At 72.9% G+C, this 15,979-nt stretch carries 16 protein-coding genes; 4 read left to right on the top strand and 12 right to left on the bottom strand.

Annotated features, from left to right (window positions below; all coding sequences use genetic code 11):
* Positions 1-1,347 (top strand): alpha/beta hydrolase family protein, encoded by a 1,347-nt coding sequence (locus tag AC07EG_RS27350; RefSeq protein WP_478256056.1) that lies wholly within the window; start codon positions 1-3, stop codon positions 1,345-1,347.
* Between the two features lie 82 nt (positions 1,348-1,429).
* On the opposite strand, the gene AC07EG_RS27345 is transcribed toward AC07EG_RS27350, so the two are convergent.
* The gene (locus AC07EG_RS27345) at positions 1,430-2,431 is read right to left on the bottom strand and encodes a DHH family phosphoesterase (RefSeq protein WP_478256055.1); all 1,002 of its coding nucleotides are present in this window, start codon (positions 2,429-2,431) and stop codon (positions 1,430-1,432) included.
* A gap of 23 nt (positions 2,432-2,454) precedes the next feature.
* On the opposite strand from AC07EG_RS27345, the gene AC07EG_RS27340 reads away from it, so the two are divergent.
* Positions 2,455-3,486 carry a TRM11 family SAM-dependent methyltransferase gene (locus AC07EG_RS27340; protein ID WP_478256054.1) on the top strand — a complete coding sequence of 344 codons (1,032 nt, stop codon included), beginning with the start codon at positions 2,455-2,457 and terminating at the stop codon, positions 3,484-3,486.
* 154 nt (positions 3,487-3,640) lie between these two features.
* Here AC07EG_RS27340 and AC07EG_RS27335 read toward each other — a convergent pair whose 3' ends face one another.
* The 7 genes from AC07EG_RS27335 to rimP all read right to left on the bottom strand — a co-directional run bounded on the left by AC07EG_RS27335 (position 3,641) and on the right by rimP (position 10,444).
* Positions 3,641-4,495, bottom strand: coding sequence for an alpha/beta hydrolase (locus AC07EG_RS27335; protein ID WP_478256053.1), 855 nt, complete (start codon positions 4,493-4,495; stop codon positions 3,641-3,643).
* Position 4,496: 1 nt separating this feature from the next.
* Positions 4,497-4,943 carry a 30S ribosome-binding factor RbfA gene (rbfA, locus tag AC07EG_RS27330; RefSeq protein WP_478256052.1) on the bottom strand — a complete coding sequence of 149 codons (447 nt, stop codon included), beginning with the start codon at positions 4,941-4,943 and terminating at the stop codon, positions 4,497-4,499.
* Between the two features lie 15 nt (positions 4,944-4,958).
* Complete coding sequence (locus AC07EG_RS27325) at positions 4,959-5,252, bottom strand: DUF503 domain-containing protein (protein WP_478256051.1); 294 nt, start codon at positions 5,250-5,252, stop codon at positions 4,959-4,961.
* 62 nt (positions 5,253-5,314) lie between these two features.
* On the bottom strand, positions 5,315-8,308 hold the full coding sequence (gene infB / locus AC07EG_RS27320) for a translation initiation factor IF-2 (protein WP_478256050.1): 2,994 nt from the start codon (positions 8,306-8,308) through the stop codon (positions 5,315-5,317).
* Positions 8,309-8,481: 173 nt separating this feature from the next.
* Positions 8,482-8,727 carry a YlxR family protein gene (locus tag AC07EG_RS27315; RefSeq protein ID WP_478256049.1) on the bottom strand — a complete coding sequence of 82 codons (246 nt, stop codon included), beginning with the start codon at positions 8,725-8,727 and terminating at the stop codon, positions 8,482-8,484.
* Positions 8,728-8,801: 74 nt separating this feature from the next.
* Entirely contained in the window at positions 8,802-9,908 is a 1,107-nt protein-coding gene (nusA, locus tag AC07EG_RS27310) for a transcription termination factor NusA (RefSeq protein ID WP_478256048.1), read from the bottom strand.
* Positions 9,905-10,444 carry a ribosome maturation factor RimP gene (rimP, locus tag AC07EG_RS27305; RefSeq protein WP_478256047.1) on the bottom strand — a complete coding sequence of 180 codons (540 nt, stop codon included), beginning with the start codon at positions 10,442-10,444 and terminating at the stop codon, positions 9,905-9,907. Before rimP ends, nusA begins: the two co-directional genes overlap by 4 nt.
* A gap of 112 nt (positions 10,445-10,556) precedes the next feature.
* Between rimP and AC07EG_RS27300 the strand changes: the two genes are divergently transcribed.
* Positions 10,557-11,486, top strand: coding sequence for a ferritin-like domain-containing protein (locus AC07EG_RS27300; protein WP_478256046.1), 930 nt, complete (start codon positions 10,557-10,559; stop codon positions 11,484-11,486).
* 31 nt (positions 11,487-11,517) lie between these two features.
* On the opposite strand, the gene AC07EG_RS27295 is transcribed toward AC07EG_RS27300, so the two are convergent.
* From AC07EG_RS27295 to AC07EG_RS27280, 4 genes are read right to left on the bottom strand one after another with little or no spacing between them, the layout of a single operon-like run.
* Complete coding sequence (locus AC07EG_RS27295; protein ID WP_478256045.1) at positions 11,518-12,210, bottom strand: hypothetical protein; 693 nt, start codon at positions 12,208-12,210, stop codon at positions 11,518-11,520.
* A 35-nt stretch (positions 12,211-12,245) separates the two neighbouring features.
* Complete coding sequence (locus AC07EG_RS27290) at positions 12,246-13,265, bottom strand: aminotransferase class V-fold PLP-dependent enzyme (protein ID WP_478256044.1); 1,020 nt, start codon at positions 13,263-13,265, stop codon at positions 12,246-12,248.
* A gap of 10 nt (positions 13,266-13,275) precedes the next feature.
* Positions 13,276-14,787 carry a PH domain-containing protein gene (locus AC07EG_RS27285; protein WP_478256043.1) on the bottom strand — a complete coding sequence of 504 codons (1,512 nt, stop codon included), beginning with the start codon at positions 14,785-14,787 and terminating at the stop codon, positions 13,276-13,278.
* A complete protein-coding gene (locus AC07EG_RS27280) occupies positions 14,784-15,278 on the bottom strand; it encodes a PH domain-containing protein (protein ID WP_478256042.1) in 495 nt (164 codons plus the stop codon). The genes AC07EG_RS27285 and AC07EG_RS27280 overlap by 4 nt, the downstream gene beginning before the upstream one ends.
* Positions 15,279-15,370: 92 nt before the next feature.
* Here AC07EG_RS27280 and AC07EG_RS27275 point away from each other — a divergent pair, with 92 nt between their 5' ends.
* Positions 15,371-15,970: a TetR/AcrR family transcriptional regulator gene (locus AC07EG_RS27275; protein WP_478256041.1), complete on the top strand. Its 600-nt coding sequence runs from the start codon at positions 15,371-15,373 to the stop codon at positions 15,968-15,970.
* The last annotated feature ends 9 nt before the right edge of the window (positions 15,971-15,979 follow it).

Here is a 15,979-nt window from a genome sequence, read left to right as displayed (position 1 = left end):
ATGCTGCGCACCAGACGAACGGCGACCCTGCTCGCCGTGTTCGGTTTGCTCTTCAGCCTTCTCCCCGTTCCCGCCCGGGCGTCGGTGGACGAGGACATATCGTTCCCGAGCGGTGGCAAGACCCTGCACGGCTCGATCGTCGGCCCGCCACCCGACGGCACCCGGCGGCCCGCCCTGGTGCTCGTCCACGGCTCCGGCCGGGTGACCAGGGAAAAGATCCGCAAGGAGGCGGCTGCCTTCGCCGCGCAGGGCATCGTCACGCTGATCTACGACAAGGATCTCAGCGCGTACTCCTCGACCAGCCGCAACTTCTCCGCGCTGGCCGACGACGCCGCGGCGGCGCTGGCGTACCTGCGCACCCGCCCGGAGGCCGATCCGGCCCGCACCGGGCTGTGGGGCCTCAGCGAGGGCGCGTGGGTGGCCCCGCTGGCGGCCACCCGCAGCGATCCCGCCTTCCTGATCGTGGTCGGCGCGAACGGGGTCAGCCCGGTGCGGGCCCAGTCGTGGAGCTACCGCCAGTGGCTGCGGCACCAGGGCGTGACCTCGCCGTCGGTGCTGGACCTCGTTTCGTCCACCGGCACCAGGATCGCCACCGAAGCCGGGGTCTTCCCCGAAGCGAACTTCGACCCGGTGCCCACCCTGGAGAAGCTGCGCATGCCGGTGCTCGGCATCTGGGGCGGCAAGGACAAGCAGAGCCCGCCGGGTGACGCCGTCGCGATCTACGCCCGTGCGCTGGCCGGGAACCCCAGCTACACCATGCGGGTGTTCCCCGAGGCGCACCACTCGCTGATCCGCACCACCAGCGGGTTCGACCGGCTCGACCCGCTCGAACCCGGTTACCCCGAACTGGTCGGCACCTGGGTGCACGGCCTGGCCGAGGGGGCTCCCGCGTCCACTTCGGACGCACCGCCCGCGCAGGCCGAGCCCGCCGGGCCGCTGTCCCCGCTGGCCTGGTGGGAATCGCTGTGGGTGCAGGCGATCACGCTGCTGGCCCTGCTCGTGTGCTTCGCCGCCTACCCGCTGACCGCCCTGGTGCGACGACGGCGCCCCGGCTCGGCCCCGGCGCGCTGGACCGCGGCGACCGGCCTGCTGACCGCCACCGGCCTGCTGGGCTTCCTGGGCTGGATCATGCTGAGCAACGGCCAGGAGGTCGGCCCGGTGGTCGCGGGCAGGCCGCTGTTCTGGCTGGTGGTGCAACTGCTGGCGGTCGGCACGCTGGTCTCGGCGGCCTTCACCGCGGTGACCTGGCGGAAGGCCGACACCGGGCGCGTCCGGACCGGCCTGCTGCTCGGCGGTGCGGTGCTACTGGTCCCGTGGGGCCTGTACTGGGGCCTGCTGCTGCCGTGAGCCGTGGCCTGGGCCGCCGAGCGGCCACTCGGCGGCCCAGGAAAGCGGAGCATTCGATGTGCACGAACCTCCGCTGCCCATGCTAGAGCAGCGGGGCGGTCTCCAGCGCGGCGCGCAACTGCTCCAGCACCTGGTCGGCGCTGCCGGTCAGGGTGCACCCGGCAGCCAGCCGGTGCCCGCCCCCGCCGAGGGAGACCGCCACCGCGGACACGTCCACCCGCCCGGCCGAGCGCAGCGAGACCGTCCACTCCGGACGCGGCCCGGGCACCTCCTTCAGCACCACCGCCACCCCGGCCTCCCCGACCGTGCGCACCACGTCGATCACGCCCTCGACCTCCTCGGCGCGCACGGTCGCCGCCAGGTCGGCGGTGACCGCGGTGTGCACCAGGCCGAGGCCCTGCGCGGCGTCCGGTTCGAACCGCGCGGCGGAGAGCACCGAGCCGAGCATGGCCAGCGCCGCGAACGGCCGCTCGTCCACCACCTCCCTGGTCAGCGCGGCCGGGTCGACCCCGGCTTCGAGCAGCCGCACGGCCATCCGGTGGGTGGCGGGCTTGGCCAGCCGGAACATCGCGGTGTCGGTGACCAGCCCGGCGTACAGGCAGCTCGCGGTCACCGCGTCCAGCTCCTCCCCCAGCGCGTCGAGCAGCCGCAGCACCAGCACCACGGTCGCCTCGGCGTGCGGGTCGACCACGTTGACCGTGCCGAAGCCGGGGTTGGAGGCGTGGTGGTCGACCACCAGGACCTCACCACCGGCGGCACGGGTGGCCTCGACCCGGCCGGTCAGCGCACCGAGCCGGGACGCGCTGGCCGTGTCCACCGCGACCAGCAGCGGTTCGGCCGCGGGCAGCTCGTCCTCGGGCACGTACAGGCCGTCGGGATCCAGTGAGCGCAAGCTGTCCGGCAGGGTGGCACCACCCGAATAGGACACCCGCACGGTCGCGCCGCGACGCCGCAGCACCCGGCCGAGGGCCAGCGCGCTGCCGAGCGTGTCGGCGTCGGGGCGGACGTGGGACAGGATGGTCACGTCGGCGGCGTCCCGGAGCAGAGCCGTGGCGCGATCGATGTCGAGCTGCGAGGTGGTCACCCCCGCAAGCTACGCTGTCGCGGATGCCCCAGTACGCGATCCTGGTCTATCCCTCAGCCAACCGGGTCTACACCGACTCCACCCCCAAGCTGCTCCGCGCCGAGCTGGCCGTGTTCGGCGCGACCGCGCTGTCGGCCGAGGTCACCGAGATCGATGAGACCGAGATCGGCGGCGTCGGTTACGTCACCTTCACCACCGCGGCTCCGCTGGGTGACGCCGATCTGGCCTGCCTGTCGAACCTTTCGGCGTTGTACGCGTTGTTCGAGGTGACCGGTGACCTGCTGCGCCCACTGGCCGTGCGACGCGCCGACCGGTTCGATTCGGACCTGCTGACCATCCAGAAGTACCCCGGCAAGACGAACGAGCTGTTCACCAAGCTGCTGCTCAACGTCACCCTGCTGGTGTCCGGACGCGGTTTCACCGAGCCGCTGCGGTTGCTGGACCCGTTGTGCGGCCGGGGAACCACGCTCAACCAGGCGATGATGTACGGCTTCCACGCCACCGGCTTCGACGTGGACGGCAAGGACTTCGACGCCTATGAGCTGTTCCTCAAGACCTGGCTGCGGAACAAGCGGATCAAGCACACCGCCGACTCGGGTGCGTTGCGGCGCAACAAGATCCGCCTCGGCCGGCGGCTCGAGGTCGAATACGGGCTGACCAAGGAGCAGTACAAGGCCGGCGACACCCGGAGCCTGACCGTCTACAACTGCGACACGCTCACCACCGACGAACTGCTGCGGGCGAACTCCGTCGACCTCATCGTCACCGACGCCCCCTACGGCGTGCAGCACGGCAGCCACCGCGAAGCCACCTTGGCCCGCAGCCCCAGCGACCTGCTGGCCGCCGCCGTTCCGGTGTGGACCCGGGTGCTGCGCCCGGGCGGCGCGCTCGGCATCTCGTGGAACACCCACGTCACCGAGCGCGAGGACCTGGCCGCCACCCTCACCCGCGCCGGCCTCGACGTCCGCACCCAGGCCCCCTACGACGAGTTCGAACACCGGGTAGACCAATCAATCGTGCGAGACCTGATCGTCGCGACAAAACCAGCACCCTGAAAGGGCACACCCAAACCGCCGCCACAGCCAACCCAACAAACCGCAGCCGGGCACCCACAGCAGCCCCCACCCAGACCCCCCTCCCCACCCGGGTCCACAGCCAAAAACACGGCGAAGCCCTCGTTGTCACACTGAAAAACCGGGGTGGAGCCGATCACCCCACCCGTTCCCCGATGAACCGAAGCACCTCCGGCAACACCGCTTTCCAGTACCTCTCCGTGTGCCCACCCGGGGCCAGCCGCGACACCTCAGGCCGCGCCGCCTGGATGTACCGGCGGGCCGCCCCCGCGAACGGATCCTGCGTGCCGCACCAGAGGCCGACCGGCACCGGCGCGGTCTCGTCGGCGTGCAGCAGGGGCTCGTGCGCCTCCCACTGGGCGCGGTCGGCGAACACCTTGCGCGACCGCGCGTCACCCCAGCCGACGAACAGCGCGGGGCTGATCGCGGCCGCGGCCCGCAGGTCCCGGTGGTCACGGGTGTAGCGCAACGCGCCGAAGGCCCCCATCGAAATCCCCATGACCGCCGACGGCACCCCACCGCTGCGCAGGCCGAGACCGCGGCGGGTCAGCCAGCCGGGCACCTCCTCGGCCAGCATGCGCTGCGGGTCGTCGGCCGGCTCGACCGCGACCCAGTAGTGCGCCCCGTCCACCGCGGCCACGGTGAACGGCGGCACCCCCGCCCGCACCGCCTCGGTCAGCAACGACGGCAGGCCCAGCTCCACGAAGGTCCGAGCACCGGCCCCGCGGCCGTGCAGCGCCAGGCAGACCGGCAGGTCCGCGGCGGGCACCCCCTCCGGGGAGATCAGCACCAGGTCCAGTTCCGCCCCGCGGGCCGCCGACCACACCCGGTCCACGGTGACCGGACCGGCCGGGGTCGGTGGCGCGGGCACCACCGGCGGCACCGGCGTGGGCACCGCGGGTTCGGCCGGATCGGGCGGAGCGCAGGCCGCGGCCGCGAGGGCGCCACCGCCCAGCAGCAGCGCCCGTCGCGAGAAACCCCGGCCCGGCAACCTATTCTTCGTCGTCCACCCGCGGCGGGCGGTACGGGTCCGCCTCACCGGCGGGCTGCGCCCCGGTGGCCCGGCGGGCCACCTCGGCGTCGGCTTCCCTGGCCTTGGCCAGCAGGTCCTCGATCCGCTGCGCCTCCTCGGGAATGTTGTCGGTGACGAAGGTCAGCGTGGGCGTGTACCGGACCCCGGTCCCCTGCCCCACCTTCGACCGCAGCGCCCCGCGGGCCGACTCCAGCGCCGCCGCCGCACCCGCGGTGTCCGGCGGGGAGTCCAGCGTCTCGCCGAGCACCGTGTAGTACACCGTCGCGTCGTGCAGGTCCGCGGTGATCTTGGTGTCCGTGATGGTCACGTTCGCCAGCCGCGGGTCCTTGATGTCGTGCTCGATGGCGGAGGCCACGATCTGGGAAATCCGCTTGGCGAGCTTGCGCGCGCGTGCCGGATCGGCCACGACGCACACCCCTTTCTAGTCTTCCGGTCCGATCAGCCTGCGCCGCACCGAGAGCAGTTCCAGCTCCGGGCGGCCGGCGACCAGGCGTTCACAGGCATCGAGGACGTCTCGCACGTGCCCGTTGTCGGCGGCCACGACGGCCACCCCGATCAGCGCACGGCGGTGCAGGTCCAGGTGACCGGCCTCGGCGACCGACACCTCGAACCGCTTGCGCACGTCCGCGATCAGCGGCCGCACCACCGAGCGCTTCTGCTTGAGCGAGTGCACATCCCCGAGCAGCAGGTCGAACTCGAGCGCTCCTACGTACATCCACCCTCCGGGCGCGTGAACCGGCCGGGGACCCGGTGCCCGTCCCCGGCCGGTGCCGCGCGTCAGGCGCGAGGCTTCTCGCGCTGCTCGTAGGTCTCGATGACGTCCTCGACCTTGATGTCGCTGTACGACCCGAGGGTCAGACCGCATTCGTAGCCGTCCCTGACCTCGACCACGTCGTCCTTGAACCGCCGCAGCGAGCTGATCGGCAGGTTCTCGGCGACCACGACGTTGTCGCGGATGAGGCGCGCCCTGGCGTTGCGGCGGATCTCCCCGGAGGTGACCAGGCAACCGGCGATGGTGCCGATCTTCGAGGACTTGAACACCTCGCGGACCTCGGCCTTGCCCAGCTCGACCTCTTCGTACTCGGGCTTGAGCATGCCCTTGAGGGCCTGCTCGATCTCGTCGATCGCCTGGTAGATCACCGTGTAGTAGCGGACGTCCACGCCTTCGCGCGTGGCCCGCTCGGTGGCCTTGCCCTGCGCCCGGACGTTGAAGCCCAGCACGATGGCGTCCGAAGCGGTCGCCAGGTCGATGTCGCTCTCGGTGACGCCACCGACGCCGCGGTGCACCACGTTGAGGTCGACGTCCTCACCCACGTCCAGCTGCAGCAAGGATGCTTCGAGCGCCTCGACGGTACCCGAGTTGTCACCCTTGATGATCAGGTTGAGGGTGTTGGTCTCCTTCAGCGCGGAGTCCAGGTCCTCCAGGCTGACGCGCTTCCGCTTGGCCGCGTTCTGGGCGTTGCGGATGCGGGCCTGGCGCCGCTCGGCGATCTGCCGCGCGACCCGGTCCTCGTCCACCACGAGGAAGGTGTCCCCGGCGCCCGGCACCGAGGTGAACCCGATGACCTGCACCGGACGCGAGGGCAGTGCCTCGGTGACGTCCTCGTTGTGCTCGTCGACCATGCGGCGCACGCGGCCGTAGGCGTCGCCGGCCACCACCGAGTCGCCGACCCGCAGCGTGCCGCGCTGCACCAGCACCGTGGCCACCGGACCGCGGCCGCGGTCCAGGTGCGCCTCGATCGCCACGCCCTGGGCCTCCATGTCCGGGTTGGCCCGCAGGTCCAGCGCCGCGTCCGCGGTGAGCAGGATGGCTTCGAGCAGCCCGTCGATGTTGATGTTCTGCCGCGCGGAGATCTCGACGAACATGGTGTCGCCGCCGTACTCCTCGGCCACCAGGTTGTACTCGGTGAGCTGCTGCCGGATCTTGTCCGGGTTCGCGCCCTCCTTGTCGATCTTGTTGATCGCCACCACGATCGGGGCCTTGGCGGCCTGCGCGTGGTTGATCGCCTCCACCGTCTGCGGCATCACACCGTCGTCGGCGGCGACCACGATCACCGCGATGTCGGTGGAGTTCGCCCCACGGGCACGCATGGCGGTGAACGCCTCGTGACCCGGGGTGTCGATGAAGGTGATCAGCCGCGGCTCGCCCTCGAGCTCGGTCTCGATCTGGTAGGCGCCGATGTGCTGGGTGATGCCACCGGCTTCACTCTCGCGCACCTTCGTCTTCCGGATCGTGTCCAGCAGGCGGGTCTTACCGTGGTCGACGTGACCCATGATGGTCACCACCGGCGGCCGGATCTGCAGGTCCTCCTCGTCACCGGCGTCGTCGCCGTAGGTGATGTCGAAGGTCTCCAGCAGCTCGCGGTCCTCCTCCTCGGGGCTGACCACCTGGACGACGTAGTTCATCTCGGAGCCGAGCAGCTCCAGCACGTCCTCCGACACCGACTGCGTGGCGGTGACCATCTCACCGAGGTGGAACAGCACCTGCACCAGCGAAGCCGGGTTCGCGTCGATCTTGTCCGCGAAGTCGGTCAGCGAGGCACCGCGGGGCAGCCGGATCGTCTCACCGGAGCCCTTGGGCAGGCGGACACCGCCGACGCTGGGCGCCTGCATGTTGTCCATGTACTCCTGGCGCTTCTGCCGCTTCGACTTGCGGCCCTTGCGCGAGGGGCCACCGGGACGGCCGAAGGCACCGGCCGTGCCGCCGCGGCCGCCGGGACCACCACGGCCACCGCCGCCACCGCGGAAACCGCCACCACCGGCCGGGGCGCCGCCGCCGGGGCGGAAGCCACCGCCGCCGCCACCGCCGCCGGGGCCACCGCCACCGGGGCGGAAGCCGCCACCGCCACCACCGCGGGGCCCACCGGGACCACCACGGGCGCCGCCACCGGGGCCACCACGGGCACCGCCGCCGGGACCACCGCGGCCACCGCCGGGCGCGGGCCGCTGGGTGCGGCCCGGCATCATGCCGGGGTTCGGCCGCGGGGGCATGTTGCCCGGGTTCGGCCGGTTGCCCGCGGGACGGTCACCGGCGGGGCGGTCCCCACCGGGACGCGGCGGGCGGTCGCCACCGGGACGCGGGGGCCGGTCGCCACCGGACTGCCCGCCACCGGGACGCGGGGCGGACGGACGCGGCGCGGGCGCACCCGAGCCGACGCCGAACGGGTTGTTGCCGACCCGCGGCGGGCGCGGACCGGGCTTCGGGCCACCGGGCTTGGGGCCCTGCGGCTTCGGCGGCACCACGCCGGGCGAGGCCGCGGCGGGCGTCTCCGGCTTCGGGGCCGGGGTAGCCGGCTTGGCCGGCTGCGCCGGGGCCTGCGGCTGCGGCTGCGGCGCGGGGGCCGCCTTCGCCGCGGGGGCCTGCGGCTCCGGCTCCGGCTGAGCCGGGGCCTGCGGCGCGGGGGCCGCCGGACGCGGGCCGGGCCGGGGGCCGGGACGCGCACCGGGAACGGCCGGACGCGGCTGCTGCGCGGCCGGGCGGTCCTGGGCGGGTGCCTGCGGAGCCGCCGCCGGAGCGGCGGGCGGCTTGGGGGTCATCTTGGCCGGGGGTCCCGGCTTCGCGCCGTTGGCGGGGCCGGGGACCGGCTTCCGGCCGCCCTTGGCGCCGTCCTTCTTGGCGTAGGCGTCACGGACGCGGCGGGCCACCGGGGCCTCCACCGTCGACGACGCCGACTTCACGAACTCGCCCTGCTCCTTGAGCTTGGCGAGTACTTCCTTGCTGGTAACCCCGAGCTCCTTGGCGAGCTCGTGGACACGGGCCTTGCCTGGCACAGCACTCCTGTTCTGGGGAGGCCGGCGGCAAGACCGCAGACCTCGTCCTATTGTCGCGCGTTCATGGCTTCAGCTTCACGGCTGACTCATGACGGGTCGACCTGCTTCCTTGATTCCACGCGGCACGGGGACGTCCCGCGCCGTTCCGGGCGGCGGACTCCGGAAGGAGCCCGTCACCCGGTGACACCTGAAGTGAACCGCCGCAACTGCGCCGCGTCGAGCGGACCGGGCACCCGCAGGGCCCGGGGGAACGCTCGCCGCCGCTCGGCCTTGGCCAGGCACTCCGCGACCGGGTGCACCCAGGCACCCCGTCCCGGCAGCCGCCGACGTTCGTCGGCGACCAGCCTGCCCTCGACCGCGACCACTCGCAGCAGTTCACCGCACGAAGCACGGGTCCGGCAACCGACACAGGTGCGCACCGGGTCACCCCGGTGCTCGAGCGCGATTTCCGGTTCCGAGCTTCGAACCACTCCCAAGTCTAGCCCCTGACCCTTCAGTCGGCGGAACCGGTTGTGGCCGGACGCGGAGTCGAGTCCTGATCGAGTCCTGATCGACCCCCTCCGGCACCCCCCGGCACGTCCTCCGCGGTGGTGTTCTCGGTGGTGTTCTCGGCGTCCCCGCCGTCGCCGGCGGAGTCGCTCCGGATGTCGATCCGCCAGCCGGTCAGCCGCGCGGCGAGGCGGGCGTTCTGCCCCTCCTTGCCGATGGCCAGCGACAACTGGAAGTCCGGCACCACCACCCTGGCGGTCTTGGCGCGCTCGTCGACCACCCGTACGGAGACAACCTTCGCCGGCGACAGCGCATTCCCGACGAAGCGCGCCGGGTCGTCGGAGTGGTCGATGATGTCGATCTTCTCACCGGCCAGCTCGCTCATGACGTTGCGCACCCGGGCGCCGACCGGGCCGATGCAGGCGCCCTTGGCGTTGACCCCGGGCACCGTCGAGCGGACCGCGATCTTGGACCGGTGACCTGCCTCACGGGCCACCGCGGCGATCTCGACCGTGCCGTCGGCGATCTCCGGGACCTCGAGCGCGAAGAGCTTGCGCACCAGGTTCGGGTGCGTCCGCGACAGCGTGATCTGCGGGCCGCGCGCGCTGCGCGAGACGCCGACCACGTACGCCTTGAGCCTGCTGCCGTGCTGGTAGGACTCGCCGGGCACCTGCTCGGCGGCGGGCAGCACGCCCTCGGTGCCGCCGATCTGCACCACCACCATGCCGCGGGCGTTGGCCCGCGCGTCGCGCTGGATCACCCCGGCGACGATCTCGCCCTCCTTGGTGGAGAACTCGCCGAAGGTCTTCTCGTGCTCGGCGTCACGCAGCCGCTGCAGGATGACCTGGCGGGCGGTGGTCGCGGCGATCCGGCCGAAGCCCTCGGGGGTGTCGTCCCACTCCTCGTCGATCTCCCCGCTGTCGTCGAGGGTGTGCGCGAGCACGCGCACGTACCCGGACTTGCGGTCGATGTCGATCCTGGCGTGCGGCTGGTGCCCCTCGGTGTGCTTGTAGGCGGTCAGCAGGGCGGTCTCGATGGCCTCCAGCACCGTTTCGAAGGGGATGTCCTTGTCCCGCTCGATCGCCCGCAGTGCCGCGATGTCGACGTTCACTTCGACTCCTCCTCCGTGTGGCTCCGGTCGCCGTGGTCGTCATGGTCGTCGCTTTCCAGCAGCCGCAGCTCCTCGGCGGGCGGTTGCCGGAACTCGACCTCGATCACCGCTTTGGCGACCTCGTGGTAGCCGACGGTGCGCAGTTCGCCGTCGACCAGCATCCGCGCGGCGTCCTCGCCGCAGTGCCCGACGCGCCCGACGAACCCGGCCCCCTCCACCGGGGTGACCCGGACCTGGCGGAACCGCGCGCGGCGCCAGTGCCGCGGCCTGCTCAGCGGGCGGTCGACACCCGGTGAGGTGACTTCCAGCGTGTACGCGCCGGCCAGGATGTGCTCCTGCTCGTCCAGCACCGCCGAGACCGTCCGGCTGACTTCGGCCACCTCGTCCAACCCCACGCCGTCTTCGCCGTCGACGACGACCTTGACCAGCTTGCGGCGGCCCGCCTGCTGCACCTCGAGGGCATCGAGCTCGAAACCCGCGCCCGAAACGGCTTCGGCCACGATCGGCTCGAGCCGCCCGGCGAGTTCTCCTGCCACCTTGGCGCTCTCCTGTTCGGCTGTTCGGCTCAGTGATGGTCCAGCTTATCCGGTGCGCCGTCAGGCACGCATGAGCGCGGTGGGCATCGGCGTACTGGCAGGATGGGGCGTCGTGAGAGTCAGACCGACGCCGCTGAGCCGACGGCACTTCCTCCGGGGCCTGCGGGCCACCGCGCTGGCCGCCGTGACGCTGCCGCTGGCCGCCGCGTGCGGTGACGGCTACGAGACCGCGCCGGACGAGCTGGCCCCGCTGCTGGAGCAGGCCCGTGCCGACGCCGCGGCGGCGAGCGCGCTGGGCGGGCCGCTGGCCGAGCAGGTCGCCGCCGTGCGCACCGCGCAGGCCGACGCGCTGCAGTCCGAAGTGGACCGGCTCAACCGGCCCAAGGCCGCGAGCACCGCCGACACCACGCCGCTGTCCGGGCTCGAAGCGCTCGGGAAGCGGCTGGAGCAGGCCCGCGAGCAGGCCGCCGGCCTGGTGCCGACGCTGCCGCGCCACCGCGCGGCGCTGGCCGGTTCGGTGGCCGCCGGCTGCGCCTCGGTGCAGCAGCTGTCGCCGGAGCTGGGCGCGGGCGACGCCGGGGACGACGTGGAGCCGGGGCAGGCCGGGCAGCTCGCCCCCGAGGCCGTCGACGCGGTGCAGGGCGCGCTGGCCGCCGAGCACGCGGCGGTCTGGGTCTACGGCCTGGTCACCGCGTTCCTGCCGAACGGGTTCCGCAGCGGCACCGAGAACGGCGCGCTCGCCCACCGCGACCGGCGGGACGCCTGCGAGCGCCTGCTGACCGCGGCCGGGGCGACCCCGGTGCCGACCGAGCCCGCCTACCTGCCGCCGAAGCCGGTGACCGACGGCAAGTCGGCGATGGCGCTGGTCGCCACCGCCGAAGCCGACGCGGCCGCGGCCTGGCGGGGGGTGCTCGAACGCACCGACGACACGGCGCTGCGCACGGTCGCGCTGCGGGCACTGGTCGGCTCGGCCACCCGTGGGACGGCTTGGCGCAAGGAAGCGGGCGAGCAGCCTCCCGCGGTGGCCCTGCCGGGCACCTGATCGGGTGCCCGGGGCGCGGGCGGGCGGCTGCTCAGGTGCCGGGGCGGAGGGCGTCGGACAGGCGGAGGGCGTCGGTGGTGATGCGCTTGAGCAGGGGGTCGTCGGAGTGCTTGTCGTAGAAGTCGCCTTCGACGATGGTGACCTCGGTGCCGGCGACCTTGGACTCGTAGTTGCCCTTCGCCACCTCGGGCGCCTTGGGCAGCTTCGCCGTGCCGTCGCGGACCAGGTCGCTGATGTTGCCGGTGTTGTCGGTGTCGGTGACCGCCTTGAGCTGCCCGGCCAGTTCGGGGTCCGGCATGGTGACCACCACCACCGAGACCAGCGCCCTGGCGTCTTCCCCGGCGCTGGTCACGTACAGCGCGCGCACCACCCGCTGGCACGGGTGCGCCTGGAACCAGCGCTCGATCTCGCCGTAGGAGTTGCCGGCGCAGTCGGTGCTGGTCACCGGGCCGGCCACGCGCTCGTACTTGAACTCACCGGAGACCAGCGGGTCCGGCTGGGCCTGCACCTCGGGCTCGGCCTCGTCCCGGATCAGCCACCAGACCAGTCCGGACAAAACCGCCACCAGCACCAGGCCGACGCCCTTGACCAGCGGATTGCCCAGCAGCGAGCGCGGCGGGCGGGACGGGGGCGGCGCGGCAGCGGGCCCCTGGCCCACGCGCGGCAGCGGCCGGGTGTCGCCCGTGGCGTCCCCGCCGGGGTAGGAGAAGTTGGCACCAACCACGAGGTGTCACGGTAACCGACTACGCACCGGGATGGTCACTCGAACGGGTGCAGTGCGGCCAGCACCAGGTCAACGTCCTCGGCCGAGTTGTAGAGGTGGAAGCCCAGCCGGGTCCGCCCGGCGCGCGCGCTGCAGACCACCCCGGCCCCGGCGAGCCGTTCCGCCGCGGCGGGGTGCGGCAGCGAAACGATCGCGCTGCCCCGCGCGGGCAGGCCCAGCCCGGCCAGCAGCGAGTCGGCCAGTTCCACGCAGTGTGCCCGGACCCGCTCCAGTTCCAGCGAAGCCAGGTACGGCAGGGTGATCGCGGCACCGACGTGGGACAGCCAGGCCGGGGACAGGTCGAACGCCCGCGCGTCGTCGGCCAGCCGCAGCGGGAGGCCGTAGACGGTGTGCCACGGGTTCTCGCCCGCGTACCAGTTCGCGCCCACGGGCACCGTGCGCTCCACCGCTCGCGGGTGCACCGCGATCCAGGCCGCACCACGCGGGGCGAGCAGGAACTTGTAGCAGGCCGCCACCACCCAGTCCGCCCAGCCGAGGTCCAGCGGCTGCCAGCCGATCGCCTGCGTGGCGTCGAGCAGCACCGGGACCCCGGTGGCCCGCAGGGCGTCGAGGTCGGCGCGGCTGCCGTCGGCGGACTGGACCACGCTGACCGCGACCAGGTCGTGGTCCCGGGCGCGGTCAGCGAGTTCGGAAAGCGGTGCCTCGGTGACGGTGATGCCGCGCAGCGCCGCGAACGGGAAGGTGACGCTGGTGAAGTCGCCCTCGGCGACGAGCACCTTCGCGCCGTCGCGCAGTCCGGCGGCGACCATCGAGATCAGCTGCGAGACCGTGGAGCCGCTGCCGACCCGCTCGGCCCCGACGCCGATCAGCTCCGCGAACCCCGCCCGGGAGGCGGCCACCGCCTCGTCGAAGTCCGGCGGCCGGTCGCCACCGCGACGCCAGCGCGCCACGGCTTCGGCCACCGCGTCCGCGGCCGCCGCCGGGGGCACCCCGATGCTCGGCGTGTTCAGGTACCCGGCCGGAACGTCGAACTGTTCCCCGAAGGCGGTGCGCATACCCCGGAGACTAAGCCCTTTCCAGGAACGGCCCGAGCAATCCGGGCACCGCCTCGTCGGCGAAGGCGAGACCTTCGCTCTCCCCCGCGTCGAGCACGCGGTAACCACCGCTGCCCGCCGCCGTGGTGGCGGTCAGCGTGAGCAGCCCGGCCCGGCGCTGGAAGATCGACTGCTGGACCGTCCAGCCGATCACCCCGTCGCGTTGCAGCGCCACCGTGGCCCGCCGCACGGTGCCCGCCCTGGCGACCAGGTAGGCCCCGGAGATCGCGTGCCCCAGCGCCCTGTACGCGTCGATGGCCAGCACCACCGCGAGCGGCAGGCCGAGCACCGCGGCGATCCACGCCAGGTGCAGCAGCACGTCGGTGAGCAGCAGGCCCAGTCCGGCGAGCACGGCGCAGAGCAGCACCACGGCACCGATCGCCCACCGCAGCCGCCGTCCGCGGGCGGCGAACGGGTGCCCGATCAGCCGGGCGGCCTCGGTCGGCGACCGCTCCTCCCGCAGCACCACCGCGGCGAGGTGGTCGGCCACCGCCTTGGGCGCGGCGGGCAGCAGCGTCCGGCTGTCGGTCTTGTCGTCCTCCTGGCGCTGCACCATGCCGGTGGCCACGGCGTCCACCCTGGCCGCGCCGGCCAGCCGGGTGCCGAGCGGTTCGACCACCTCGACCCCGCGCAGCCGCCGTTCCTCCAGCGAGACCGAGCGCGTGGTCAGCAGGCCGCGGCGGACGCGCAGGGTGCCGCCGGGTTCGCGTTCGAGGTGGTAGTTCCACCACATCTCGACGAACAGCACCAGCGAGCCGAGCACGCCGACCACCAGCAGGACGCCCGCGAGCACCAGGATCGCGCCGATCAGCGGGAAGCCGGCGAACAGGCCGATGAGCCAGCGGACCACCCCGTCCTGGGCACCGATCCAGTCCGACCCCTGCATCACCGCGCCACCGGCCGCCAGGCCCAGCGCGGGCGCGACGAAGGACACCGGTGCGTAGCGGATCCACGCCGGGTCGAGCCTGGCGAGCGTGCCGTCCACCCCCGGTCGTTCGTCCACGGTGGCCCCGCGGTCGAGCAGTTCCCGCCGCAGCCGGTCGGCTTCCTGCTTGGTCACCGGGTTCAGCACCAGCGTGCTCTCCCCGCCCTGGCTGTGCTCCCCGGTGCCGATCTTCACCGTGACCAGGCCGAACACGCGCAGCAGCGGGTTCGCCGTCAGGTCCACGTTCCGGATGCGTTCCCTGGCCAGGGAACGGCGTTTCACCAGCAGGATGCCGGTGTGCAGTTCGGCGCGCTCCGGGCCGATCCGGTAGCGGGTCTTGAGCCAGCGCAGGTAGTCCGAGAGCGTGCCGACGGCGATCAGCAGCACCGCGGCGGGCAGCACCCAGGCCAGCGCCACGCCGAGCGAACCACCCGAGGCGATGCCGATCCCGGTCGGCACCCCCGCGCCGGCGGCCACCCCGGCCAGCACCAGCGCGCTGACGTAGATCGTGCGCTTGTCGAGCTTCCGCCACGGCTCGGCGGTTTCCGGCGCGCTCACGTCGCGTCACCCGGCGTGGCCTGGGTGGTTTCGGTGAGCTGCTGCGCCAGGTCCGCGGCGAGTTCGTGGTCGAGGCCCTCGATCTTGATCGGGCCCTTCGACGACGCCGTGGTGACGGTGACCGTGGCCAGCTTGAACCCCTGCTGCAGCGGCCCGCGCAGGGTGTCCACGGTCTGGATGCGCGACATCGGCGCCACCCGCCACTCCTGCCAGAAGTACCCGGTGCGCACGTAGACCGCGGTGTCGGTGACCTCCCAGCGGTGCACCCGGTACCACCACAGCGGCATCAGCACCACGAACGGCAGGCCGGCCACCGCCAGCACCACCGCGGGCAGCAGCAGCCAGAACCGCGCCGCGCTCAGCCACACCCCCAGCCCCACCAGCACCAGCACCGGAATCCCGAACAGCAGCGCGTGCTGCGCGCGCCACCAGCCGATCACCCGGGGGCTCAGCTCATTGCTCGGCGGCCGCAGCCGCACCGTCCCCGACATGGCACTTCCCCTGTCCCCATGTTTACAATGCGATCGCATCGTAAAGGACGGGCTCGGCGGCGGGCAACGCGGCCGAGCAGGGGAGGACGCACTTGCCCAAGCGGGTCGACCGGGACGAGCAGCGCCGCCGGATCGCCGCGGCCCTGCTGCGCCTGGCGGCCGAACGCGGACTGGAAGCGGTGAGCCTGCGCCAGGTGGCCGCCGAGGCCGGGCTGTCCATGGGCGCGGTGCAGCACTACTTCCGGTCCAAGGACGAAATGCTGCTCTTCGCGCTGGAACACCAGAGCGCCGAGCGCGAGAAGCGGATCACCGAGCGGGTGCTGGCCACCACGGACCAGCCGTCGCCGAGGCAGATCCTGCGGGCCTGCCTGGCCGAACTGATGCCGGTGGATCCGGCGGGGCGAGCCGAGTTGCTGGTCGAGATCGCCTTCTTCATCCGGGCGCTGAGCGAGCCGGAGATGGGCAGGATCATCAACGAGGGCACGCCGAAGCTGATCGAGTTCTTCGCCGGCCTGCTCCGGACCGCGCAGGAGGCCGGGGAGGTCGCCGCCGACCGCGATCCGGTGCAGGAGTCGCGCATCCTGTGGAGCATGACCGACTCGCTGCGCACCTCGGTCGTGCTGGAGGAGCGCTCGGCCGACGAGGTGCTGGCCACCATCGACTACCACCTCGACCGCCTGTTCCGGCCCTGATGGCAGGCT

It is taken from the genome of Amycolatopsis sp. NPDC045836 (genome assembly GCF_056431745.1).
The sequence above is the reverse complement of the archived record's forward strand: the minus strand, read 5'-3'. Positions and strand labels throughout refer to the sequence as shown.